Genomic DNA, 22,147 nt, shown 5'->3' with positions numbered 1-22,147 from the left:
GTTATGCCGGTGATGGAATATATCGACGCGATTCGTCTGGCGATGAAAGAAGAAATGGAGCGCGACGAAAGCGTGTTTGTGTTAGGGGAAGACGTCGGCGTCAAGGGTGGCGTGTTTACGACGACGAAAGGGCTGCAGGAGCAGTTCGGGGAGATGCGCGTCATGGATACGCCGCTGGCGGAATCGGCGATTGCCGGCGTAGCGATCGGCGCGGCTATGTACGGTATGAAGCCAATCGCCGAAATGCAATATTCGGATTTTATGCTGCCGGCCACCAACCAAATTATCAGCGAAGCAGCGAAAATCCGCTACCGCTCCAATAACGACTGGAATTGCCCCGTCGTGGTGCGCGCGCCAATCGGCGGCGGCATTTTTGGCGGGCTGTACCATTCCCAGTGCCCGGAATCGATCTTTTTTGGCACTCCGGGCCTAAAAATCGTCGCCCCTTATTCGGCTTACGATGCAAAAGGCTTGCTGAAAGCGGCCGTTCGCGACCCCGACCCCGTTCTGTTCTTTGAAAACAAGAAATGCTACAAGCTGATTAAAGAGGATGTTCCCGAGGACGATTACATCGTGCCGATCGGAAAGGCGAAGGTGCTGCGCGAAGGTACGGACATTACCGTGATCGGCTACAGCCTGCCGCTGCATTTCGCGATGCAGGCCGCCGCAGAACTGGAGGCGGAGCAGGGGATCAGCGCGCATATTTTGGATTTGCGCACGCTGCAGCCGCTGGACCGCGAAGCGATCATTGCGGCGGCCCGCAAAACCGGCAAGGTGCTGATCGTGCACGAGGACAACAAAACCGGCGGCGTCGGCGCCGAGGTGGCGGCGATTGTCTCCGAGGAGTGCCTGTTTGAGCTGGACGCGCCGATCGCAAGGTTGTGCGGGCCGGACGTGCCGGCGATGCCAATCAGCCCGCCGATGGAGAAGTTTTTTATGCTTAGCAAGGATAAAGTCAAAGAAGCGATGCTTCAATTGGCGCTTTATTAACGGGAGTGAGGATTCGATGTCAAACCAAAAAACGTTAACCGACGTCGCGTTGCCACAGCTTGCGGAATCGCTCGTTTCGGCGACCATTGGAAAATGGCTGAAAAAGCCGGGAGATCCGGTCGAGCAGTACGAACCGATTTGCGAAGTTATCACGGATAAAGTCAACGCTGAAATTCCGTCGACGGTGGACGGGATTATGGGCGAAATCCTGGCCGAGGAAGGCCAGGAAATCCAGGTGGGAGTTGTTATCTGCCGGATTGAGACGGCTGCGGAGTCCGCTTCATCCCCGGCCGGCGAAACCTCGCTGGTATCGGCCGGGGATGCTTCCGCGCAGGCCCCTGCGCCGATTCCTGCAGCCGGCGACGGCTCGCTGCGCAGCCGTTACTCGCCGGCGGTGCAGACGCTGGCGGCCGAGCACGGCCTGGATCTGCGCCAAATCGCCGGCACCGGGCTGGGCGGGCGCGTGACCCGCAAGGACGTGCTGGCCTATATCGAGCGTGGCGGGGCTGCTTCGGCTTCGGCGGCTTCCGCACCTGCGGGAGCCGCGGCCAGTCAGCCGGCGCAGCAGCAGCCGGCGGCACCGGTGCTGCAAACGCCGTACACCGCTCCGGCCAGTACGATCCCGGCCGGGCTGAACGCCGCCGTTTCCGAGCCGGTGCGCAATTCCGGCCTGCATTTGACGGAAACGCCGCGCATTCCGACGATCGAGGTGGAACATGGCGACCGGTCCGAATATTTCATCGACGTAACCCCGATCCGCAACACGATTGCGACGCGGATGCGCCAAAGCGTGTCGGAAATTCCGCACGGCTGGATGATGATCGAGGTGGACGTGACGAACCTCGTGCAGCTCCGCAATAAGCTGAAGGATGAGTTTAAGAAAAAGGAAGGCGTCAACTTAACGTATTTGGCTTTTCTTCTTAAAGCCGTCGTCGGCGCGATCAAGGATTATCCGATCATGAACTCGGTTTGGGCGGTGGACAAAATCATCGTCAAACGGGACATCAATATTTCGCTTGCCGTAGGCACCGAAGATTCCGTCATGACGCCTGTGATCAAAAAAGCCGACCAGAAAAACATCGCCGGCCTGGCCCGTGAAATTGAAGAGCTGGCGTCCAAAGTCCGCTCCGGCAAGCTGAAGCTTGACGATATGCAGGGCGGAACGTTCACCGTGAACAACACGGGGTCCTTCGGTTCTATTTTGACGCAGCCGATCATCAATTATCCGCAAGCCGCTATTTTAACGTTCGAGTCGATCGTAAAGCGGCCGGTCGTGATCAACGACATGATCGCCGTGCGTTCCATGGCCAACCTTTGCCTGTCCCTCGACCACCGCATCCTGGACGGCGTCATTTGCGGCCGCTTTATGCAGCGGGTGAAGGACAATATGGAAAGCTACTCTTTGGATACTCAGGTATACTAATTCCAACCTAAAAAGAGGCGAAAAGCAGATGAACAACATTCCCTTGCAAGTGATGTATTATCCGATGATGGAGTACGGGGAAGCGTGGGAACTGCAGAAGCGCTTGGTTAAAGCGATAGACGGAGAGCAGCAGCAGGAGCACCTGCTGCTGCTTCAGCATCCGCCGACATATACGATTGGTTCCCAGCGCCACCCCGAGCATTTGCTGCTTGGTCCGGAAGAGCTTAAGAAGCGGGCAATTTCCGTGTTTGAAATCGACCGCGGCGGAGATATTACATACCATGGCCCGGGGCAGCTGGTCGGTTATCCGCTGCTCTGGCTGGAGGCCGGCCAGGGCCTCGATTTACACGGTTATCTGCGCCAGCTGGAGCAGGTGATTATCAATTATTTGGCCCGTTTTGGGGTGGAAGGCAGCAGAAAACCGGAATATACCGGCGTTTGGGTCGGGGATGTCAAGATTTGCGCCATCGGCGTGAAGTTTAATAAATGCCGCCATAAAAGAGGTTTCATTACGAGCCACGGTTTCGCTTTAAACGTGAAGTCGGGCATCCAGGAGGATGGATTCCGCGGCATCGTTCCTTGCGGCATCCAGGAATACGGGGTGACTTCGCTGGAAGACGTCACGGGCCGGAAATTTACCGTTGAAGAGACGGCGCGCGACATCGTTCCGCTGTTTTTCGAGGTGTTCGGGCGGTCCGACGCGTTTGCGCCTAACGGTAGCGAATAAACAGTGGCTCCAAAAAAGCGAGCAGCGTGGAAGCCAGCATCGCAAACAGCATCAAATATACGACGATTCTCATCCATTTTTTTTGCATAGCGAAAACTCCTCCAACATAAACGTATATTTTCACTTATTCTATCGTAACGAAGAAAGCGAGGAAAGTCCAATGATCAACGCAACCAGAGTCATCGGACAGTTTTTGGAGCTGGTGCAAATCGACAGCGAAACGAAGCACGAACGCCTTATCGCGGATTACTTGAAAAACAAGTTGTCCGAGCTCGGCTTGAAGGTAGTGGAGGATGAATCCCAAAAAGAGACCGGCCACGGCGCCGGCAATTTGATCGCGACCCTACAGGCCAGCGAAGGCGTTCACACCGAGCCGTTCCTGTTCTCCTGCCACATGGATACGGTAGAGCCGGGGAAAGGTATTAAACCGGTCGTGGGCGAAGACGGATGGATTCGCAGCGACGGGACGACGATTTTGGGCGCGGACGACAAGGCCGGTCTGGCCGTGCTGCTGGAAGTGATTCAAGTGCTGCGCGAACGGGAAATCCCCCATGGAAAAATCCAGTTCGTCATCTCGGCCGGCGAGGAATCGAACCTGAGAGGCGCAAGAGCGCTTGATGTCAAGCATTTGGACGCCAAATTCGGGTTCGCTCTCGATACGAACGGCGAAGTTGGGACGATATGCGTCGGCGCTCCGACCCTGGCGCGGGTCGAAATCGAAATCTTCGGCAAATCGGCGCATGCCGGGGTCAATCCGGAAGACGGCATCAGCGCGATTCAGGTCGCCGGCAAGGCGATTGCCCGGATGAATCTCGGCCGTATCGATGACGAAACGACGGCCAATATCGGAAAATTTGAAGGCGGCGGCCCGACCAATGTCGTCGCCGACCACGTCAAATTGTACGGAGAGGCGCGCAGCCTTTCCCAAACGAAGGTGGAACGGCAGCTGCAGGAAATGAAAGAGGCTGTGGAAGCGGTTTGCCGGGATTACGGAGCCAAGGGGAATTTTCACAGCGAATACATGTACAGCGGGTTCAATATTTCCGAGCAGGAGAAAGGGCTTCAGATTGCCCGGAAGGCGGCGGCAGCGCTAGATTTGTCCGGCGATACCTTCGTCTCCGGCGGCGGCAGCGACGCTAACGTGCTGAACGGCTTGGGCATCCCGACCGTGAACCTCGCGATCGGGTACGAGAATATTCATACAACAGAGGAAAAAATCAAAAAGGACGACATCGTTAAAGCGGCGGAATTCGCGCTTGAAATCGTCCGGCAATCCTGCACTGTGTAAACGGTCCGGGAACGCGGCAGCCCAGGGGCCAAAAAGGCATCTGGGCTGCCATTATGTTAATGCTGCAACGTTGCCGCCCGGGCCGCTTTATGCCCGGTTTGCCCCGCAGACGAATAGGTTTGCCAGCCCGAGGTTTGAATAATATGCAGGGCTTGGTTGAAATCTTCCAAATACCTGCAGATTTTGATTCTTTCCGCTTCGGGCGGATGGTAGATTTCCATTCGGCGCCGCAGGTTTTGCATCGCCTCCTGCAAATAACAGGAGGCCGCGCCGAAGCGGGCGGCGGCCAGGTCCCCGCTTTGTTCGGCAATCGCCTCAAAAATCGCTGCGGCTTCGGCATAACGCCCCTCGTCGTAGCACATTTCCGCCCAAATATAGCTAAGCTGCAAAAAAGGGGGAGAAGGCTTGCTTAGCGTTTCGGGATCAATCAGGACAATCCGCTCTTTGGCCAACGCCGTATAACCTTCTTTGTACAAGGACTGCACCAGCGCGCTGAGCAAATGGATATCGCTTTGTCCGGCTAATTTATCGGCAAACCGGATTCGTCCTTTTACCACGGAGTTTTGAATCAATTGAACCAACTTGCCCATATTCTGAGGTTGTCCGATGGGACTACGCATATTTCACCCCCCGCTTTCTATTAACCTGAAACGATTTAACTGAATAATTCACAAACGGGTATCGATCAGATCCGTCAATTTCGCCGAAGGTCCCGCTTCTTTCAGCCACTGGTTCAGCAAAATACGGATTTGCCAGGCTTTGCCCTGGGCCCGAACGGCGGTTGGAGAAAAGCAGCTTTTCATTTTCAAAGGCTCCTTTCCCGAGCAGGTTTGATATAATAACAGCATATGCCTTGGTTGGACAAGTTATGTGCAAAGATTCGCGCGCTATATAAAAGGAGGACGTAAAAAACATGGCAGCTGATCAATTAAAAGAAACGACGGTTTCGACCGATCCGGTATTTTCCGGGAAAATAATCTCTTTACAAGTCGACACGGTCAAGCTTCCCGACGGAACGTTGGCGACGCGGGAGGTCGTGAAGCACCCCGGGGCCGTTGCGGTGCTGGCGATCCATGAAGGGCGGCTGCTGCTCGTCGATCAATACCGCCAGGCGATGGGACGCTGCGAGCTGGAAATTCCGGCGGGCAAGCTGGAGAAGGGAGAAGATCCGATGGAGGCGGCCGCCAGGGAGCTTCAGGAGGAGACGGGCTACACCTGCGGCAAGCTGACGCATCTGCATTCTTTTTACACGTCGCCGGGCTTCGCGGATGAGGTCATCCATCTGTATTGGGCCGAGGAATTAAGCCCCGGAGAAATGGAGCCGGATGAGGACGAATTTCTTGAAGTCCATGAGGCGACGCTGGAGGAAACGCTGCAGCATATCGCCGATGGCCGGATCGCCGATGCCAAGACGATTATGGCCGTATATATTTGGCAGCTGCGGCTGACCTGGGAAACGGCGGTTCGCTAGAAATGCGGCGTGAAACTGAAAAACTGAACTCTGTTTTTGCCGATTTGCACATTCACATCGGCCGGACCGGGCGGGGGGAGCCCGTCAAAATCAGCGGCAGCCGCGATTTGACGTTTGCGAACATCGCGAAGGAAGCCGCTCTGCGCAAAGGGATCGGGCTGGTCGGCATCATTGACTGCCATTCCCCCGGCGTGCAGGAGGACATTGCTCAATGTCTGGAGCGGGGGGAAATGCGTGAGCTGGCCGAGGGAGGCATCGCTTATCAAGAGACGACGCTGCTGCTCGGCAGCGAGCTGGAGATTCGCGAGCCGGGAATGGGGCCGGCGCATCTGCTGGCGTTCTTCCCAACGTTTGCAGCGATTCGCGGGTTTACCGGCTGGCTGGAAAAAAGGATGAAAAACGTCACCTTAAGCTCGCAGCGCGTATACGCACCGGCACGTACATTGCAGGAAGAAGTGTATTCGCGCGGGGGGATGATCATCCCGGCTCATATTTTCACGCCGCACCGCAGCATTTATGGCACCTGCGCGCCGCGTATGGCCGACGTGCTGGACACGTCGCTGATCAGCGCCGTCGAGCTGGGCCTGAGTGCGGACAGCGAAATGGCGGGGCTGATCAGCGAGCTCGATCCGTTTACGATCCTGACCAATTCGGATGCCCATTCGCTCGGCAAAATCGGCCGGGAGTACAACGAGCTGCTGCTTGGCGCAGCGAATTACCGGGAATTCGCCAAAGCGCTGAAACGCGAGGACGGCCGGCGCGTCGCCGGCAATTACGGGCTGAATCCCCGGCTGGGCAAATACCATCGGACTTATTGCAGCAGCTGCAGCTATATTATCGACGAAGCGGAGGCGGCGGTGGAACGCTGCCCGTATTGCGGCAGTCCCAAGCTGGTGCGCGGTGTCTACGACCGGATTCGCTCGATCGCGGACCGTCAGGCTCCATCAGTGCCAAAGCACCGTCCGCCATACCACTACCAGGTGCCGCTGGAGTTCATCCCGGGCCTCGGACCGGCGAAGCTGGAGCTTCTGCTTGCCGCATTCGGGACGGAAATGAACATCCTGCACCATGTCCCGGAAGCGAAGCTCGCCGAAGTCGCCGGGGCCGAGCTGGCGGCCCGGATCGCCGAGGCGCGGAGCGGCAGGCTGGAGCTGGCCGCCGGCGGCGGGGGGATTTACGGCAAAGTGAAGAAATCCTGATTGCCGGAAGGCGCTGGTTAGGCATAAGGAAGGAAGCTTGTTCATAGTTTTAAAATACACAAGTATTTGAACAAGCGAGGGGGCTTTCTTACATGCTTCAACCGTTACGCCATTCGCTCAAGGACCAAACCCCGTTGTACGTGTTTGTTGCGGTGCTGTTTCTGATGGGGGTCGTGTTCGGAGCGCTGATGGTCAATGCGCTGACGCTGGAGCAGCAGCAGGATTTATCGCGATATTTCGGCGACTTTTTTCTATCGATCAACGAGGGCGGAACGGGGTTTCAGCCGATGTCCTACTGGGAAGTCGCCGTTTTACATTTGAAATGGTTGGGCTTGATTTGGCTGCTCGGACTGTCCGTGATCGGTCTTCCGGGGATATTGATCCTCGACTTTTTGAAAGGTGTGCTGATCGGCTTTACGGTGGGCTGCCTGGTCGGACAATACACCTGGAAAGGGCTGCTGTTCGCCCTTGTCTCGATTGCGCCGCATAATCTGATCGTGATTCCCGCTTTGCTGATTGCTAGCGTGGCCGCCATAAGTTTTTCGCTAAATATCATCCGTTCGCGGGTGCTGCTTGGCGGCAGCGGCAACGCTTCGCGCCCGTTTCTGTCGTACACCGGCCTGACGCTGGCGATGGCCGCCGTGCTGCTTGCGGTTTCCTCGTTCGAAACGTGGGTCACTCCGGCGATGATGGCCTGGGTTACGCCGATGCTCGGGGCGAATGCATTGTAGATATTGAGATGATTGGCTTTGGGCCGTTAACACTGTAAAAATTGTAATTTGTAAAATGCCTGAAGGAAAAAATGCTTCTAACGGTTGCCACAACCGCTATTTGTTCCAAAAACGTTGATTTCAAATTCTAACGGCTGCCATGGCGCTTAATACGCTTAAATCCGGCTGTTTTTATCTAGTTTCAGGCAAATAGCGGCGTTCACAACCATTAGAATTTAGAGAAGGTCTTTTTTTGTAAAATAGCGGCTGCTACAACCGTTTAGATTTTCGTGGGCGCATGATATTTCCATTTGATAAATGGATGGGTGAAAAGCATGAAAGCCATAACGATTAAGCAGCCTTGGTCGAGTTTTATCGCGCTTGGAAAGAAAACGTTCGAGACACGAAGCTGGCGGACTCATTACAGGGGGGCTCTTGCCATCCACACCGGGGCAAAAGTGGACAAGGAGATTTCGGCAGGGGTTGTGGAATTGGGAGCATGACACGAGAGGCCTTTGAAATCGGCGACTAATGGCCGGCTTTTACGAAGGGCCAAACATCGGCCTTCAAAATAGCGGCACTTTATGTACTTATTATCCCGGTCCCGAGCATGTTCATCCCATTAGCGGTATTTTATGTACTTATTTTCCTAAGAATGGTTCAGCACGCGGGCAAATCCTTGCGACCGGGGAAAATAGCGACATAAATTGCTTCTATTTCTCTCAAATGGACGGATGTCTCCGGAATAACGCCATTTATTGCCCTTATGTTTTTCGCTGGAGTTTCATGGGCCGCTGGTTTTTGCAGTTTTTTTGTATCGGAGTAATACCAAAAGAGCGCCGCTGACTTATCGGAGGAGTTCTGCTCATCAAAGCAGGCTCAAAATGCCGAATATCAAAAAAATTACACCTAACACGATGGTAATGACCCCGGCAAATTTGATGTAATCGATAAAACCGGCACTTGGTTCCGAGTCCCTTTGCAAGCCTATTGGCCGAAAAAACCAGGATGTTGGCTTCTTGATTGCAAATATACCCAAACCGATGACTAGAACCCCAAACAGGAGCAAGAAAATTGTAAAAAGCATTTGATCATCTCCTTAACAATTATTACGGGCGCGGAAGGAGAATAGTTCCGTATATGGGAATAACCGCCTCTAAATTATTTGCCTGGTTCATCCCGAAACTGTGGCCGTGCTTTGTACTTTTTCGACTCTAGCAAAATGTTTGACTTTGTTGAATGACTCCCCCTATAATGAAAGAAGTGGTTATTGAGTTTATTGGATGTGCGGGAATGGCTGGGGGAGGGAGAACATGGAAGCAAAGATCGAAAAAATCAAACAACAGCTGCAATCCCACGGTTACAAATTGACGCCCCAGCGGGAAGCCACGGTACGCGTGTTGCTCGAAAACGAAGACGATCATTTAAGCGCGGAAGATGTGTTTATGCTCGTTAAGGATAAAGCGCCGGAAATCGGTCTGGCGACCGTTTATCGCACATTGGAACTGCTCAGCGAGCTTCATGTTGTCGAAAAGATCAATTTCGGCGACGGGGTGGCCCGGTACGACTTGCGTACGGACACGACAAAACATCACCACCATCACCTGATTTGCGTACAGTGCGGGGCGATGGACGAAATCCGTGAGGACTGGCTTGGTCCGCTAGAGGAACGGCTGGAGAAAGAGTTTAATTTTACGGTGCTGGATCACCGCCTCGATTTTCAGGGGATCTGTCACCGGTGCAAAGATAAGAACAACGATCCGTCGGGGACTGGCGATACGAAATAATGATCAAGGTGAGCTCCATACGGCTGCGTGCCGTAAGGGGCTTTTTAGTTGTCTATCGGGGCTCATCGGAGTGAACGCCAGGCAAAAGCTCCCCGCTTTTTTCCGGAGCTTCCGCATACTCGTCCCTCCCTCTTTATATACTGAATAGAGAAGGCGCCTATGCCCTTGCCGGCCAGGGGGCCGAAGTTTAGGGAAAGAGGGATGACCGATGGTGATTTCGCTTCGCCGCTGGCTGCGGTCCGTCAAATATTTGCTCCTGTTCGCGGTGCTCACGTATACTTTGTATAGAACGTTTGGGCTTTTGGAGGCATATATGTTTCAGGAGGATAAATACCGGATTCCGGACGGGTCTGCCGTGAAGGTGTTTCATGCCGGTATTCCCGGCAGCGGGGAGACGGCGTCTTTGGCTGACCGGCTGAAGTTCTTTTATTGGTACGGAGAATAATGGACTTTTTTGTCTAACTTCTTGGGACTATCGGCAGGGAATCGCACCATGAACGTGGAATATTTCATCTGACCAGAGAAAGGGGGGCGCGGAGCATGGAACAATATGCGGCCTCTTTTATTGCATTTTTGACCGAACGGAAGGACTTGAGCGGTTCGACGCTGGAGGCCTACGGGCGGGATGTAAAGCAGTACATAGATTATTTGCGCCAGCGGCGGGTGGAGCATTTCCGGGAAGTGACGCGGGCCGGGATCCAGCTCTACTTCTCGGCGATGAAAGAGGAAGGCAAGGCTCCCGCCACGGTGATGCGCGTGTCGGTGACGCTGCGCGCTTTTTTCGAGTATTTGCTTAGGGAGCGGGTCATCGATCAGGACCCGTTTGTCCTGGTCGAGTTGCCCAAACTCGACAAAAAACCGCCGCAAACGTTGTCGGTGGAGGAAACGGAGAAACTGCTGGAGACCCCGGATCCGGCCGCTCCGCTGGGCCTGCGCGACAAAGCGATGCTGGAGCTGCTGTACGCCACGGGAATCCGCGTGTCCGAGCTGATTTCGCTGGACGTTCATCATGTGGATACGGCGCTGCGGTTTTGCCGCTGCCGCGGCGACAGCGGGAAGGAGCGCATTATTCCGTTCGGCAGCGTGACGGCGGAATGGCTGGAACGTTATTTGCGGGAAGGGCGGCCTCATTTGGCGCTGGCGCAAACGGAGGCGGATCAGGTGCTGTTTCCGAATCGGCGCGGCGGGCGAATCAGCCGCCAGGGCTTCTGGAAGGTGATTAAGAAATACGGTCAAGAGGCCGGAATTAACGCGGACATTACGCCCCATACGCTGCGCCATTCCTTCGCCGTTCATCTGCTGGAACGCGGAGCGGATGTAAGATCGGTGCAGGAGATGCTGGGCCATGCCGATATGGCCACGATCCAGATGTACTTAAATCAGGCGAGACCGAACTTGAAATCGGTGTATGACGCCGCCCACCCGCGAGCCGAGCGCAAGCCGGAACAGGGGAAAGGGACGGCGGCCCCATCGTATTGACCGGCGGTATGGTTTTGGCCAGGCAAGGAATAACTAAGCAACAAATATTAATGAGGTAGTTCAAAAAGGAGAGATCCAATATGCAAAACGGAAATCGGTTCAGAAAAATATCGGTGATCGTGCTGGACAGCGTCGGGATCGGCGAGCTGCCCGACGCGGCGAAGTTCGGCGATGAGGGGGCGCACACGCTCGGTCATATTTTGCAAACGGTCGAAGGCACCAAGCTGCCGAATCTGCAAAAATTAGGCCTCGGCAATATCGCGGAACTGCCGCATTTGGCTCCTGCCGCCGACCCCGCCGCCTATTACGGAAAGATGGCGGAGATTTCCGCGGGCAAGGACACGATGACCGGTCACTGGGAGCTGATGGGACTTAAAACCGAAACGCCGTTTCAAACGTACCCGAACGGATTTCCCCAGGATTTAATCTCTCGTTTTGAGCAAGAGACCGGCCGGAAAGTGATCGGAAACAAGCCGGCTTCGGGGACGGAAATTTTGGTGGAGCTTGGGGAAGAGCACATGAAGACAGGGGCGTGGATCGTGTATACATCGGCGGACAGCGTGTTTCAAATCGCCGCCCATGAAGAGATCATCCCGCTGCCCGAGCTTTATCGCGCATGCGAAATCGCGCGCAAGCTGACGCTTGAGCCGGAGCATTCGGCCGGCCGGGTCATCGCCCGTCCGTTCGTCGGCTCGCCGGGCAACTTCCAGCGCACGCCGAACCGGCACGACTACGCGGTGAAGCCGCCGGAACCGACCGTGTTGAACGCGCTGAAAAACGCCGGCAAAGAAGTGGTGGCTGTCGGCAAGATCGGCGACATTTTCTCCGGCGAAGGCATTTCGGCTTCGTTCCCGACGAAGAGCAACCGGCACGGCATCGAAGAAACCCTGCAGCGCCTGGATCAGGATTTTTCCGGCTTGCTGTTTACGAATCTGGTCGATTTCGATTCCCTGTACGGTCATCGGCGCGATCCGCAAGGGTATGCCCGCGCCCTGGAGGAATTCGATGCGGCTGTTCCGGATCTGCTCGCCAAGGTTGGCGAAAACGATTTGCTGGTCATAACCGCGGACCATGGAAACGATCCGATTCATGCCGGGACGGATCATACGCGCGAATACGTGCCGCTGCTCATATACGGGCCGTCCTTAAAGAACCCGGGCAGCCTTGGCGTGAGAGGAACGTATGCCGATCTGGCGGCCACGATCGCGGACAATTTCGGCGTTCAAGCCCCTGAGCAAGGCATCAGCTTTTTAAGCCAATTGAAATAAGAAATGGGAGGACCACGTTATGACGACAACTTTAACGATAGGCATGATCCGGGATGCGGCGGAGTACATCCGCTCCCGCTCGGCGCATTCGCCGAAGGTAGGCCTCATTTTGGGTTCGGGCCTCGGCGTGCTTGCCGATCACATCGAGCAGCCGGTCACGATCGCTTATAAGGATATTCCTTATTTTCCGCAATCCACGGTGGAGGGTCATGCCGGCGAGCTGCTGATCGGCACCGTTCAGGGGACGCCGGTCGTGTTGATGAAAGGCCGATTCCACATGTATGAGGGATACGGCCCGGAGCTGACGGCTTTCCCCGTGCGCGTCATGAAGGAACTCGGGGTATCGACGCTGCTGGTGACCAATGCGGCCGGAGGCGTTAACACCTCCTATTCGCCGGGCGATTTAATGCTAATTTCGGACCACATCAACCTGACCGGCAAAAATCCGCTCATCGGACCAAACGATGAGGAACTGGGACCACGCTTCCCGGATATGTCCCAAGCGTACAGCCGGCGTCTGCGGGAAACGGCCCGCCGGATCGCTGCCGAAAAAGGCGTTTCGCTTCAGGAGGGCGTCTATGCCGGTCTGCTGGGCCCGTCTTACGAGACCCCGGCGGAAATCCGCATGCTCCGTACACTGGGAGCCGACGCGGTCGGGATGTCGACCGTTTCCGAGGTGATCGTGGCCAGACACGCCGGGCTTGAGGTGCTGGGCATTTCCTGCATCAGCAACATGGCTTCGGGAATCTTGGATCAGCCGCTTTCTCATGAGGAAGTTATGGAGACGACCGATCTCGTGCGCGAGAAATTTTTAAGCCTTGTTTTGGCTATTATTCCCAAAATGTAATCCGAACGGAGGTAAAGATCGATGAGAGCTGTAGATCTGATCCGCAAAAAAAGAGACGGGCAGGAGCTGACGGCCGAGGAGATCGGCTTTTTGGTCCGGGGGTACAGCGAAGGACGGATTCCCGATTATCAAATGTCCGCCTGGGCGATGGCCGTTTATTATCAAGGCATGAGCGCGCGGGAAACGGCGGATTTGACGATGGCGATGGCTTCCTCCGGCGAAACGATCGACTTAAGCTCGATTCGCGGCGTCAAGGTAGACAAGCACTCCACGGGCGGCGTCGGCGACAAAACGACGATCGTGCTTGGTCCCTTGGTGGCGGCGGCCGGCGTGCCGGTCGCCAAAATGTCCGGCCGGGGCTTGGGGCATACCGGCGGAACGATCGACAAGCTGGAAGCGATCTCCGGATTCTCCGTTGAACTGGGCAAGGACCGGTTTTTTCGTCAAGTGAACGAGATCGGCCTCGCCGTCGTCGGCCAAACCGGCAATATGACGCCGGCGGACAAGAAGCTGTATGCGCTGCGCGACGTCACCGCGACGGTGGACTCGATCCCGCTGATCGCCAGCAGCGTCATGAGCAAAAAAATCGCCGCCGGCGCCGACGCGATCGTGCTGGACGTCAAAACGGGCAGCGGCGCGTTTATGAAGACGCTGGAGGATTCGATTCGCCTGGCCAAGGCGATGGTCGATATCGGCACGCAGGTTGGACGCCGCACGGTGGCGGTGATCAGCGATATGGACCAGCCTTTGGGCTACGCGATCGGCAATGCGCTGGAGATCAAGGAAGCCGTCGCCACGCTGCGCGGCGAAGGGCCGGCGGATCTGGAGGAGGTCTGCCTGATATTGGCTTCCCATATGCTGATCCTGGGCGGCAAGGCGGCTGACGAAGAAGAAGCTTATGCGCTGCTGAAGGCCAAACTGCAAAGCGGAGAGGCGCTGGACAAGCTGAAAGGCATGGTCTCCGCCCAAGGCGGCGACACATCGCAGATCGATCGCCTTGATCTGCTGCCGAGCGCCGAACTGCAAATTGAGGTACGTTCCGAAAGAAGCGGCTACGTCGATTCGATCCAGGCCGAGGAGATCGGGCTGGCGGCGATGATGCTCGGAGCCGGACGGGAAACGAAGGATTCCGTCATCGATCTGGGCGCCGGCGTCGAACTGCGCAAAAAAATCGGCGATCCGGTCGAAATCGGCGACACGTTGGCCATGCTGCACGTAAACCGCGACCGCGAGAGCGGCCGGGCCGAGGCGGAACGCCGGGTGCTGGGGGCTTACGGCATCTCGGGGACGAAGGTTCCGAGAAGACCGCTGGTGTTTGCGCTCGTCACACCGGACGGCGTCAAAAGATTCTAACAGAGGTAGTTCAACCTTCTCGGTGCTGAAAAGCCGACTTTTTGAACGCGCATTAAAGCTTTAGACGGCATTTTCCGAAAATCGCGGGTTTTGTGATTTTCGGGGAGTGCCGTTTTTTTGCGTTCAGGAATAAAATCCCACTTTACAGCCGATACTAGGTTAGCAGAATCCAGAGTTTTTAAAGGGGGACTAATCTTGAACAGACGGCTGTTAATTTGGTTAGCCGCGTTCGTATTGGCCGTTTCGGTCTGGCCGAATTACGCATCTGCCAACCACGGCGGCCCGCATGAAGAAGATGACGCGATCGCCCTGGCGGAAAATTCCCGTTCCGCCGTGCTTATCGATGCGGATACCGGCACGGTAATTTATGAAAAGCAAAGCCATGAGCAGCTGCCGCCGGCCAGCATTACGAAAATCATGACGATGCTGCTGACGATGGAGGCGGTCGACAAAGGCACGCTGAAGCTGAGCGACAAGGTGACGGCCAGCGAATACGCTTCGTCGATGGGCGGCTCGCAAATCTTTCTGGAGCCGGGCGAAGTGATGACGGTGGATGAGCTGCTGAAAGGCGTGGCGATGGCTTCGGGGAACGACGCATCCGTGGCGCTTGCGGAAAAAATCGCCGGCTCGGAGAAAGCGTTCGTGAAGCTGATGAATGAGCGGGCCAAGCAGCTAGGCATGAAGGACACGCATTTTGCCAACTGTAACGGTTTGCCGGTCGAAAATCACTACACCTCGGCGCACGACATTGCCATCATGAGCCGGGAACTGCTGAAGCATGAGGGGATTACGAAGTATACCGGGGCTTATCAGGATTACTTGCGCCAAGGCACGGAAAAGCCGTTTTGGCTCGTGAACACGAACAAGCTCGTTCGGTTCTACAGCGGCGCCGACGGACTGAAAACCGGCTACACGTCGGAAGCGAAGTTTTGCTTGGCAGCTACCGCCAAACGCGACGGACTGCGCCTAATCGCCGTCGTGCTCGGCGAACCGAATACGAAGACGCGAAACAGCGAAGTTTCGGCGATGTTCGATTATGCTTTTTCCCAATATACCTTGCATCCGATATATCAAGCCGGGGAGACGATCGGCAAGGTGAAGGTGCAGAAGGGGATGAACGCGCAGATCGACCTGACCGCAGCCAGACCGCTGAATGTGCTGGTGAAAAAGGGCGCGCCGGCGGAAAGCATTACGCACAAGCTGGTCGCTCCGGAAAAGCTCGCGGCTCCGATTAAAGCGGGGCAATCGATCGGCAAGCTCGTCGTTTATCAGGACGGAAAGATACTTACCGAATTTGATCTGACCGCGCCGGCCGATATCGGTAAAGCGGGCTGGTGGACGTTGTTCAAACGGACGGCCGCACACTTGTTTTTTGTAGATTAATAGGGCTTTTCTTCTAGTTTTGTCACCCGGCAGGAATCGGCCGGCGGATCGTAGAATTGTTGTGTTCATGTCAGGGAGGAGAGTGAACAAAACGTGAATTTGCATGTGGAAATGGAAACACGCCGCGACACACTGATCGTGCGCTTAAGCGGGGAGTTGGACCATCATACGTCGGACGGCGTCCGGATGCGTATGGATGAGGAGATCGGCCGGGGGAACTGCCGCAATCTCGTTTTAAGCCTCAAAGAGCTGCTGTTTATGGACAGCTCGGGGATTGGCGTCATTCTCGGAAGATATAAGCTGATCAAGCAAAAGGGCGGCAAAATGGTCGTGTGCGACGTGAATCCGCCGGTTTACCGGTTATTGGAGATGTCGGGCTTGTTTAAAATCATGCCGATCTTTGAAAACGAGGGATTGGCGCTTTCGGAATTGGAGGTGGCCCTGTGAGCACGAATCAAGGCAGCAATTTTATGTCGCTCAAGTTTGCCGCCAAATCCGAAAACGAATCGTTTGCCCGGGTGACAGTGGCCGCATTCGTATCGCAGCTCGACCCGACGATGGACGAGATTACCGATTTGAAGACCGTCGTATCCGAAGCGGTGACGAACTCGATCATCCATGGCTACGACGGAAATCCGGAAGGGGTCGTAACGATTTCCGCCGAGATTGAAGTCGATACCGTCACGCTGATCATCGAGGACCAGGGCCGCGGAATCGAGGACGTGGAGCTGGCCAAACAGCCGCTGTACACGTCCAAACCCGAGCTGGAGCGTTCCGGCATGGGATTTACGATTATGGAAAATTTCATGGACGAATTCGACGTCGTAAGCGAAGTGGGCGGGGGCACCCGCATCCGGATGAAGAAAAGGATTGTATCCAAGAAAGCTTTATACAATTAGGGGTTGGATCTATGGATGCCGAAGTGAAGCAAGCCTCGAGAGAGTTTTTGGACGATGCGGAAGTAAAGCGGTTAATCGCCCTGAGCCAGGCAGGGGACAACGCTGCCAGGGACCGGCTGGTAGGCTGCAATATCCGGCTCGTCTGGTCGGTCGTGCAGCGGTTTATGAATCGGGGGTACGAACCCGAAGATTTGTTTCAAATCGGCTGCATTGGACTGCTAAAGTCGGTGGACAAGTTTGACCTCAGCTATGATGTGAAGTTTTCAACCTACGCGGTCCCGATGATCATCGGGGAAATTCAGCGTTTTTTGCGCGATGACGGAACGCTGAAGGTCAGCCGGTCGCTGAAGGAAATGGCCAACAAAGTGCGCAAGAAGAAGGATGAATTGTCGAAGCTGATGGGCCGCCTCCCCACCGTCAAGGAGGTGGCTGAGGAGCTTGGGGTGACGCCGGAAGACGTTGTGTTTGCCCAAGAGGCCAACAAGCCGCCGGCTTCCATCCATGAGACGGTATTCGAAAACGACGGGGATCCGATCACGTTGATGGATCAGATCGCCGACGAATCCCAGGAACGCTGGTTCGACAAGCTCGCCCTGCATGAGGCGATCGATGGTTTGACCGACCGGGAACGGCTGATCGTCTATTTGCGGTATTACCGGGACCAGACCCAGTCCGAGGTCGCTACGCGGCTGGGCATATCCCAGGTGCAGGTTTCCCGGCTGGAGAAAAAAATACTGCAGAGCATCCGCGATCAAATCGCGCAATAACCGGTTGAGTTAGATGGAAATCCCCTTCAAGCAGGCAGTGCAAACGAGCCGCCATGTCTTGGAGGGGATGTTTTTGTATTCACACATCCTATATAATAGAAGCATGTTCGACTATAAAAATTGATGGCAAGGAGATTTTTGACGATGAGTGTACATATCGCTGCCAAACCGGGCGACATTGCGGAAACGATTCTTTTGCCGGGCGATCCGCTGCGGGCGAAATTTATTGCGGAAACGTATTTGGAAGGCGTAACATGCTACAACGAAGTGCGCGGGATGCTCGGATTTACCGGGACTTATCAAGGGAAAAAAATATCCGTCCAAGGAACCGGCATGGGGATTCCCTCCATTTCGATTTACGCCAATGAATTGATTAAGGAATACGGGGTCAAAAATTTGATTCGCGTTGGCACCTGCGGCGGAATGCAGGAGCATGTGCATGTGCGAGACGTTATTTTGGCCCAGGCTTCCTGCACGGATTCCAGCATGAACCGCCATGTGTTCGGCGGGTTTGATTTTGCGCCGATCGCCAGCTTTCCGCTGCTCAAAACGGCTTACGAGTTTGGCGTCAAAAAAGGGCTGAAGCTGCATGTCGGCAGCATCTTCAGTTCGGACATGTTCTACCGCGATGATACAACCGTTACGAAGCTGCTGATGAAGTACGGTGTGCTTGGGGTGGAAATGGAAACGACCGCGCTGTATACGCTGGCCGCCAAATATGGCGTAAACGCGCTGACGATTCTTACGGTGAGCGATCATCTGCTGACCGGCGAGGAGACGACCTCCGAGGAACGGCAGACGACGTTCAAACAGATGATGGAAGTGGCGCTGGACACTGCGGTGACGTTGTAAGATCAAGCCGCATTTCAGAAGGCGAGGGAGCGCACTGCCTGCGTTTTATGGAGGCTGCGGAAATAACGGTAAAAAAGGTCCTTATTTTCGTCAAAAAAGGTGATATGACCCAAATAAAGGACTTTTTTACCGCTATGTATAGAGATTTGAGGTCATATGGCGTTTTTTCAAGCTCGTTTCCCAAATAGGGCCCTGAAATTCCGCTATTTTGCACTATCGGGGAGAATTACAAAAATAGCGCCATAAAATACCGCTATTTTCAGCAACAGTAGCTGCTTCCCGTGCCCATCCACACTTCAGAGGACCGCCTGAGCGAAATTGTCCGGCGGTTTTTTGGCGTTATGGCGTTTTGGTGTTGTGGTGTTATGTGCATTCTCATTGAATTTTGTTGGCCGTGTGTTAAACTCATTCATTGATCGGTGGCTTTAGCAACGGCTGTTCGTTTCAAACCCAAAATGACAGCGCTTTCCTGTCGGTGGTACGGCCGGCTGCCGATGATGACAATCCCCCCTATTTTTCTAGAGAGGAGATTCTTAGAAAGGAGACAAGCCATAAAAAGATTTTTTACCGATCGGCCGATTCAGTCCAAGCTGCTGATTTCATTTTTGCCGATATTGGTGCTGTCGGTGGCGATGACCGGATGGTTTTCTTATCTTTCGGTTGCAGGCAAGCTGCAGCAGACGACTTATTATTCGCTGTCCGATTTGGTTCAGCAAACCTCGCTGTTTCTGGACGACAAATTTGCCACGGTGTTTGAGCAACTGGTGAGCATAGAGGACCATCCTTCGTTCCGCAGCATTTTGGCGGGGGAAGGGCAGGGCTACGACCAGCGCCGCTATGATGACATTATCGGGCTGCACGACCGCTTCGAGGAGGTTTACCATACTTATTTTCAGATGATCGATTCGATTTATGTCGGCTTCAACAACGGGCGTTCGTTCAATTTGCAAAAAGAATTCGTCCCCCGCCGGGTCAGCGCGGACCTTGCGGATTGGGTGGGCGAATATCAGCAGGCCGAACGCGGTTATTATTGGCTGAACAGCCATCAGGACGGGGTGTTCGATACGGTGGAGTCGCGAAAGGTGTTGAGCAATTTCAAAATCATCGGCACCCCAAGCTCGGAAGTCAGCGGACTGATTCTGATTAACTTACGGGAGAGTTATTTTCGCGACATTATGGAAAATGTCAAAATCAGCCCAAGCGGTACGCTGGCGCTGATCAGTCCGGACGGGACGCTGTTCTCCAAGCCGCTGGACGAGCGTTACGAAGTTACGGAGGAGACGATCGCGGAATTGCGGTCGCTGGCTGGAGAACGGGGGAGTCTGACCGCGCGGAGCTCCAGGGGGGAGAAGCTGACCATCGCTTACGATACGCTGCCGCTGAATAGGTGGGTGCTGGCGGCGATCGTGCCGGAACGCGATATTTTGGCGGGCGTCCATTCGATTAAATACATATCTCTTGGCATTACGCTCATCGTCCTGCTGGTGTTTGTCGTCGTGGCCGCCTGGGTGGCCCGAAAGTTGACGGATCCGATCCGTTACTTGTCCAAACAGGTGAGACGCTTCGAGCAGGGCAATCTGCAAGCGAACTTTCAACTGGATGAGCGCAACGAAATCGGGGTGCTGGCGAACGGTCTGGCCAGTCTGTCGGAGACGGTCAGGCAGCTGCTGCAGGAGGTCCGCGACAAAGAGCGGCAAAAGCGTCGCATCGAGCTGCATGCCTTGCAGGCGCAAATACAGCCGCATTTTTTGTACAATACGCTCTGTTCGATCAAGCATCTGATTGACTTACGGGAGAAGGAGAAAGCGTCGGAAATGGTCGCGGCGCTGACCCGGTTTTTCCGCATCGGCATCAGCAAAGGCAAAGAGGTCATTCCGATCGGTGAAGAAATCGAACATGTCCGCAGTTATTTGCAAATTTTGCACCTGCGCTACAGTAAAGATTTCGAGTTTAGGATTGACGTGACGGACGAGCTGCTCACGTTATCCATCCCCAAGCTGACGCTGCAGCCGCTGGTGGAGAACGCGATTTACCATGGCATCAAAACGAAGCGGGGCCGGGGGATCGTTTCCATTACCGGACGCCGGGCGGGCGATAAAACGATCCTGGAAGTGTACGACAACGGCTCGGGAATCGCCCCGGACAAGCTGGTCCGGCTAGCGGGTTCTATCCGGGCTGAAAGAATCAATGAGGCCGAAGAGCCGATCACTTACGGTCTGCGCAATTGCCACCGGCGGCTGGCGCTACATTTTGGCGCTCCGTACGGTCTCAAATTGGAAAGCGTATACGGGGAATACACCCGGGTGATCGTTGAATTACCTTTTACGGAGAAGGGGGAGGAATATGACAGTGAAGCTGCTGATCGCTGACGACGACGAGTGGATTTGCGAAGGGCTGAAGCGCAATATCGATTGGAGCGGCGCCGGGGTAGAGGTGGTTGGCACGGCCTCTGACGGCGAAGCCGCCTGGGAGCTGGCGCTTGAGCTTACGCCGGACATCGTGCTGACGGATATCCGCATGCCTTTTTTGGACGGGCTTGCGCTGGCTGCGAAACTGCGGGAACTGAGGCCGCGGGTGAAAACAATTTTCCTCACGGGTTACGACGATTTCAACTACGCCAAACAGGCGCTGAATTTGCAGGCGTTTGACTACATTTTGAAATATGAGGACAATGGAAAAATCTTGCAAACGGTCGTTGCCGCCGGAGAGCGACTGCTTCGAGAACGGCTGGAGGAGGAGAAGCTAAGCAAAAGCCGTACACTGATGGAAAATCAGTTATTTGCCCATCTGTTTGAAGGCTGCTTCAACGGGGAGTGGGTGCTCAGCGAGCTGGATCTTTTGGGTTTGGAGCTGTGCGGGAATGATTTTCAGGTGGCTGTCATCCGGCCGGAAAATTTGACGCGTTACTCCAGGTCCGGCGATCATGAGGAAATCGACCTGCTGTTGTTCTCCATCCGCAATATATGTATGGAGTTATTAGCGGACGGGGGGAAAGGCGGCGACTCGCCGCAGTGTTTCTTCGCGGTTTACAACCGGCAGGCGAATTTGGTCTTCTGCTTGCCCGAACCCGGGGCCGCGGGTGGCCTGTCGCCTTTGCTGGAACGGACGCGGCGGGCGCTAGAGCAGGTGCTGAAAATTCCATTCAGCATCGGATGCGGCGGATGTTTTTCGGGTTATGACGGTATCGCCGCATCATACCGCGAAGCGCTGGCGGCGGTTCAGGTTCGGGAGGTGGCCGGCGCGGCGGGGGTGTTCGTCAGCGGCGAGATTTTGCCGCAGCAAAGCTCGCATCAGGTGTTGCTGAAGAAGATGGAAGCCTACATTCACGCCCATCTCTGCGACGAAAGCCTGAATCTCACGGCCATCGCCGCCGCGGTGCACATCTCGCCTCCCTATGTCAGCACATTGTTCAAAAGATACAAACATATCAACCTGGTCGACTACATCATTTCGGCGCGGATGGAGCGGGCGGCGGAAATGCTGGTTAAAACCGATTACAAAGCGTATGAAATTGCCGAAAAGACAGGTTATCCGAACTCGCACTACTTCAGCGTTCTATTTAAAAAGCATTACGGGATCTCCCCGACGGATTATCGGAAAAAGTACCAGCCGTTTTAATCATTTAAAGAAAACAAACCTTGTTTATAAAATATTGAATTCCGCCGCCTCCGGGTCTGGATTACGATAGACGCGGAGGTGCTGTT

The 22,147-nt window shown here is 55.0% G+C and carries 25 protein-coding genes; 21 read left to right on the top strand and 4 right to left on the bottom strand.

Annotated elements, in window-relative coordinates; translation table 11 throughout:
• The first annotated feature begins 3 nt into the window (after nucleotides 1-3).
• Genes EHV15_RS28615 through lipB form a run of 3 tightly spaced genes read left to right on the top strand, consistent with a single transcriptional unit; the run spans nucleotide 4 to nucleotide 3,140 of the window.
• Nucleotides 4-990 carry an alpha-ketoacid dehydrogenase subunit beta gene (locus EHV15_RS28615; RefSeq protein ID WP_128634235.1) on the top strand — a complete coding sequence of 329 codons (987 nt, stop codon included), beginning with the start codon at nucleotides 4-6 and terminating at the stop codon, nucleotides 988-990.
• Nucleotides 991-1,006: 16 nt separating this feature from the next.
• On the top strand, nucleotides 1,007-2,413 hold the full coding sequence (locus EHV15_RS28610) for a dihydrolipoamide acetyltransferase family protein (protein WP_128634234.1): 1,407 nt from the start codon (nucleotides 1,007-1,009) through the stop codon (nucleotides 2,411-2,413).
• Nucleotides 2,414-2,441: 28 nt separating this feature from the next.
• A complete protein-coding gene (gene lipB / locus EHV15_RS28605) occupies nucleotides 2,442-3,140 on the top strand; it encodes a lipoyl(octanoyl) transferase LipB (RefSeq protein WP_128634233.1) in 699 nt (232 codons plus the stop codon).
• On the opposite strand, the gene prli42 is transcribed toward lipB, so the two are convergent.
• Nucleotides 3,124-3,228 carry a stressosome-associated protein Prli42 gene (prli42, locus tag EHV15_RS28600; protein ID WP_128634232.1) on the bottom strand — a complete coding sequence of 35 codons (105 nt, stop codon included), beginning with the start codon at nucleotides 3,226-3,228 and terminating at the stop codon, nucleotides 3,124-3,126. The genes lipB and prli42 overlap by 17 nt on opposite strands.
• Nucleotides 3,229-3,300: 72 nt before the next feature.
• On the opposite strand from prli42, the gene EHV15_RS28595 reads away from it, so the two are divergent.
• Nucleotides 3,301-4,428, top strand: coding sequence for a M20/M25/M40 family metallo-hydrolase (locus EHV15_RS28595; RefSeq protein WP_128634231.1), 1,128 nt, complete (start codon nucleotides 3,301-3,303; stop codon nucleotides 4,426-4,428).
• A 56-nt stretch (nucleotides 4,429-4,484) separates the two neighbouring features.
• Here EHV15_RS28595 and EHV15_RS28590 read toward each other — a convergent pair whose 3' ends face one another.
• Complete coding sequence (locus tag EHV15_RS28590) at nucleotides 4,485-5,048, bottom strand: tetratricopeptide repeat protein (RefSeq protein ID WP_128634230.1); 564 nt, start codon at nucleotides 5,046-5,048, stop codon at nucleotides 4,485-4,487.
• Nucleotides 5,049-5,096: 48 nt separating this feature from the next.
• Entirely contained in the window at nucleotides 5,097-5,231 is a 135-nt protein-coding gene (locus tag EHV15_RS28585) for a Z-ring formation inhibitor MciZ (protein ID WP_128634229.1), read from the bottom strand.
• 110 nt (nucleotides 5,232-5,341) lie between these two features.
• Between EHV15_RS28585 and EHV15_RS28580 the strand changes: the two genes are divergently transcribed.
• The 4 genes from EHV15_RS28580 (at nucleotide 5,342) to EHV15_RS28565 (ending at nucleotide 8,311) form a co-directional block, all read left to right on the top strand.
• Nucleotides 5,342-5,899, top strand: coding sequence for an NUDIX hydrolase (locus tag EHV15_RS28580; protein WP_128634228.1), 558 nt, complete (start codon nucleotides 5,342-5,344; stop codon nucleotides 5,897-5,899).
• Between the two features lie 2 nt (nucleotides 5,900-5,901).
• Nucleotides 5,902-7,098 (top strand): endonuclease Q family protein, encoded by a 1,197-nt coding sequence (locus EHV15_RS28575; protein WP_128634227.1) that lies wholly within the window; start codon nucleotides 5,902-5,904, stop codon nucleotides 7,096-7,098.
• Nucleotides 7,099-7,190: 92 nt separating this feature from the next.
• The gene (gene spoIIM, locus EHV15_RS28570; protein ID WP_128634226.1) at nucleotides 7,191-7,829 is read left to right on the top strand and encodes a stage II sporulation protein M; all 639 of its coding nucleotides are present in this window, start codon (nucleotides 7,191-7,193) and stop codon (nucleotides 7,827-7,829) included.
• 314 nt (nucleotides 7,830-8,143) lie between these two features.
• Complete coding sequence (locus tag EHV15_RS28565; RefSeq protein ID WP_128634225.1) at nucleotides 8,144-8,311, top strand: ASCH domain-containing protein; 168 nt, start codon at nucleotides 8,144-8,146, stop codon at nucleotides 8,309-8,311.
• Nucleotides 8,312-8,676: 365 nt separating this feature from the next.
• Here the strand turns inward: EHV15_RS28565 and EHV15_RS28560 are convergent, their stop codons facing one another.
• Nucleotides 8,677-8,895: a DUF6199 family natural product biosynthesis protein gene (locus EHV15_RS28560; RefSeq protein WP_128634224.1), complete on the bottom strand. Its 219-nt coding sequence runs from the start codon at nucleotides 8,893-8,895 to the stop codon at nucleotides 8,677-8,679.
• 226 nt (nucleotides 8,896-9,121) lie between these two features.
• Here EHV15_RS28560 and fur point away from each other — a divergent pair, with 226 nt between their 5' ends.
• The 13 genes from fur (at nucleotide 9,122) to EHV15_RS28495 (ending at nucleotide 22,061) form a co-directional block, all read left to right on the top strand.
• The gene (gene fur / locus EHV15_RS28555; protein WP_036621828.1) at nucleotides 9,122-9,595 is read left to right on the top strand and encodes a ferric iron uptake transcriptional regulator; all 474 of its coding nucleotides are present in this window, start codon (nucleotides 9,122-9,124) and stop codon (nucleotides 9,593-9,595) included.
• Between the two features lie 208 nt (nucleotides 9,596-9,803).
• Nucleotides 9,804-10,040, top strand: a complete 237-nt coding sequence (locus tag EHV15_RS28550) for a DUF4227 family protein (RefSeq protein ID WP_128634223.1) — start codon at nucleotides 9,804-9,806, stop codon at nucleotides 10,038-10,040.
• 95 nt (nucleotides 10,041-10,135) lie between these two features.
• The gene (gene xerD / locus EHV15_RS28545) at nucleotides 10,136-11,074 is read left to right on the top strand and encodes a site-specific tyrosine recombinase XerD (protein WP_128634222.1); all 939 of its coding nucleotides are present in this window, start codon (nucleotides 10,136-10,138) and stop codon (nucleotides 11,072-11,074) included.
• An 80-nt stretch (nucleotides 11,075-11,154) separates the two neighbouring features.
• Nucleotides 11,155-12,342: a phosphopentomutase gene (locus EHV15_RS28540; RefSeq protein ID WP_128634221.1), complete on the top strand. Its 1,188-nt coding sequence runs from the start codon at nucleotides 11,155-11,157 to the stop codon at nucleotides 12,340-12,342.
• Nucleotides 12,343-12,361: 19 nt separating this feature from the next.
• Complete coding sequence (locus tag EHV15_RS28535; RefSeq protein WP_128634220.1) at nucleotides 12,362-13,189, top strand: purine-nucleoside phosphorylase; 828 nt, start codon at nucleotides 12,362-12,364, stop codon at nucleotides 13,187-13,189.
• A 21-nt stretch (nucleotides 13,190-13,210) separates the two neighbouring features.
• Nucleotides 13,211-14,542 carry a pyrimidine-nucleoside phosphorylase gene (locus EHV15_RS28530; RefSeq protein ID WP_128634219.1) on the top strand — a complete coding sequence of 444 codons (1,332 nt, stop codon included), beginning with the start codon at nucleotides 13,211-13,213 and terminating at the stop codon, nucleotides 14,540-14,542.
• A 195-nt stretch (nucleotides 14,543-14,737) separates the two neighbouring features.
• Nucleotides 14,738-15,925, top strand: coding sequence for a D-alanyl-D-alanine carboxypeptidase family protein (locus EHV15_RS28525; RefSeq protein ID WP_128634218.1), 1,188 nt, complete (start codon nucleotides 14,738-14,740; stop codon nucleotides 15,923-15,925).
• Between the two features lie 93 nt (nucleotides 15,926-16,018).
• Nucleotides 16,019-16,372, top strand: a complete 354-nt coding sequence (spoIIAA, locus tag EHV15_RS28520) for an anti-sigma F factor antagonist (protein ID WP_128634217.1) — start codon at nucleotides 16,019-16,021, stop codon at nucleotides 16,370-16,372.
• A gap of 23 nt (nucleotides 16,373-16,395) precedes the next feature.
• A complete protein-coding gene (spoIIAB, locus tag EHV15_RS28515) occupies nucleotides 16,396-16,824 on the top strand; it encodes an anti-sigma F factor (RefSeq protein ID WP_128635585.1) in 429 nt (142 codons plus the stop codon).
• A gap of 11 nt (nucleotides 16,825-16,835) precedes the next feature.
• Nucleotides 16,836-17,591, top strand: coding sequence for an RNA polymerase sporulation sigma factor SigF (sigF, locus tag EHV15_RS28510; protein ID WP_128634216.1), 756 nt, complete (start codon nucleotides 16,836-16,838; stop codon nucleotides 17,589-17,591).
• Between the two features lie 144 nt (nucleotides 17,592-17,735).
• On the top strand, nucleotides 17,736-18,443 hold the full coding sequence (deoD, locus tag EHV15_RS28505) for a purine-nucleoside phosphorylase (RefSeq protein WP_128634215.1): 708 nt from the start codon (nucleotides 17,736-17,738) through the stop codon (nucleotides 18,441-18,443).
• Nucleotides 18,444-19,048: 605 nt separating this feature from the next.
• The gene (locus tag EHV15_RS28500) at nucleotides 19,049-20,812 is read left to right on the top strand and encodes a sensor histidine kinase (protein WP_178075986.1); all 1,764 of its coding nucleotides are present in this window, start codon (nucleotides 19,049-19,051) and stop codon (nucleotides 20,810-20,812) included.
• Nucleotides 20,787-22,061 carry a response regulator gene (locus EHV15_RS28495; protein ID WP_128634213.1) on the top strand — a complete coding sequence of 425 codons (1,275 nt, stop codon included), beginning with the start codon at nucleotides 20,787-20,789 and terminating at the stop codon, nucleotides 22,059-22,061. The genes EHV15_RS28500 and EHV15_RS28495 overlap by 26 nt, the downstream gene beginning before the upstream one ends.
• Nucleotides 22,062-22,147: the final 86 nt, after the last annotated feature.

Source organism: Paenibacillus oralis (genome assembly GCF_003863965.1).
GTDB classification, from domain to species: Bacteria; Bacillota; Bacilli; order Paenibacillales; family Paenibacillaceae; genus Fontibacillus; species Fontibacillus oralis.
The sequence above is the reverse complement of the archived record's forward strand: the minus strand, read 5'-3'. Positions and strand labels throughout refer to the sequence as shown.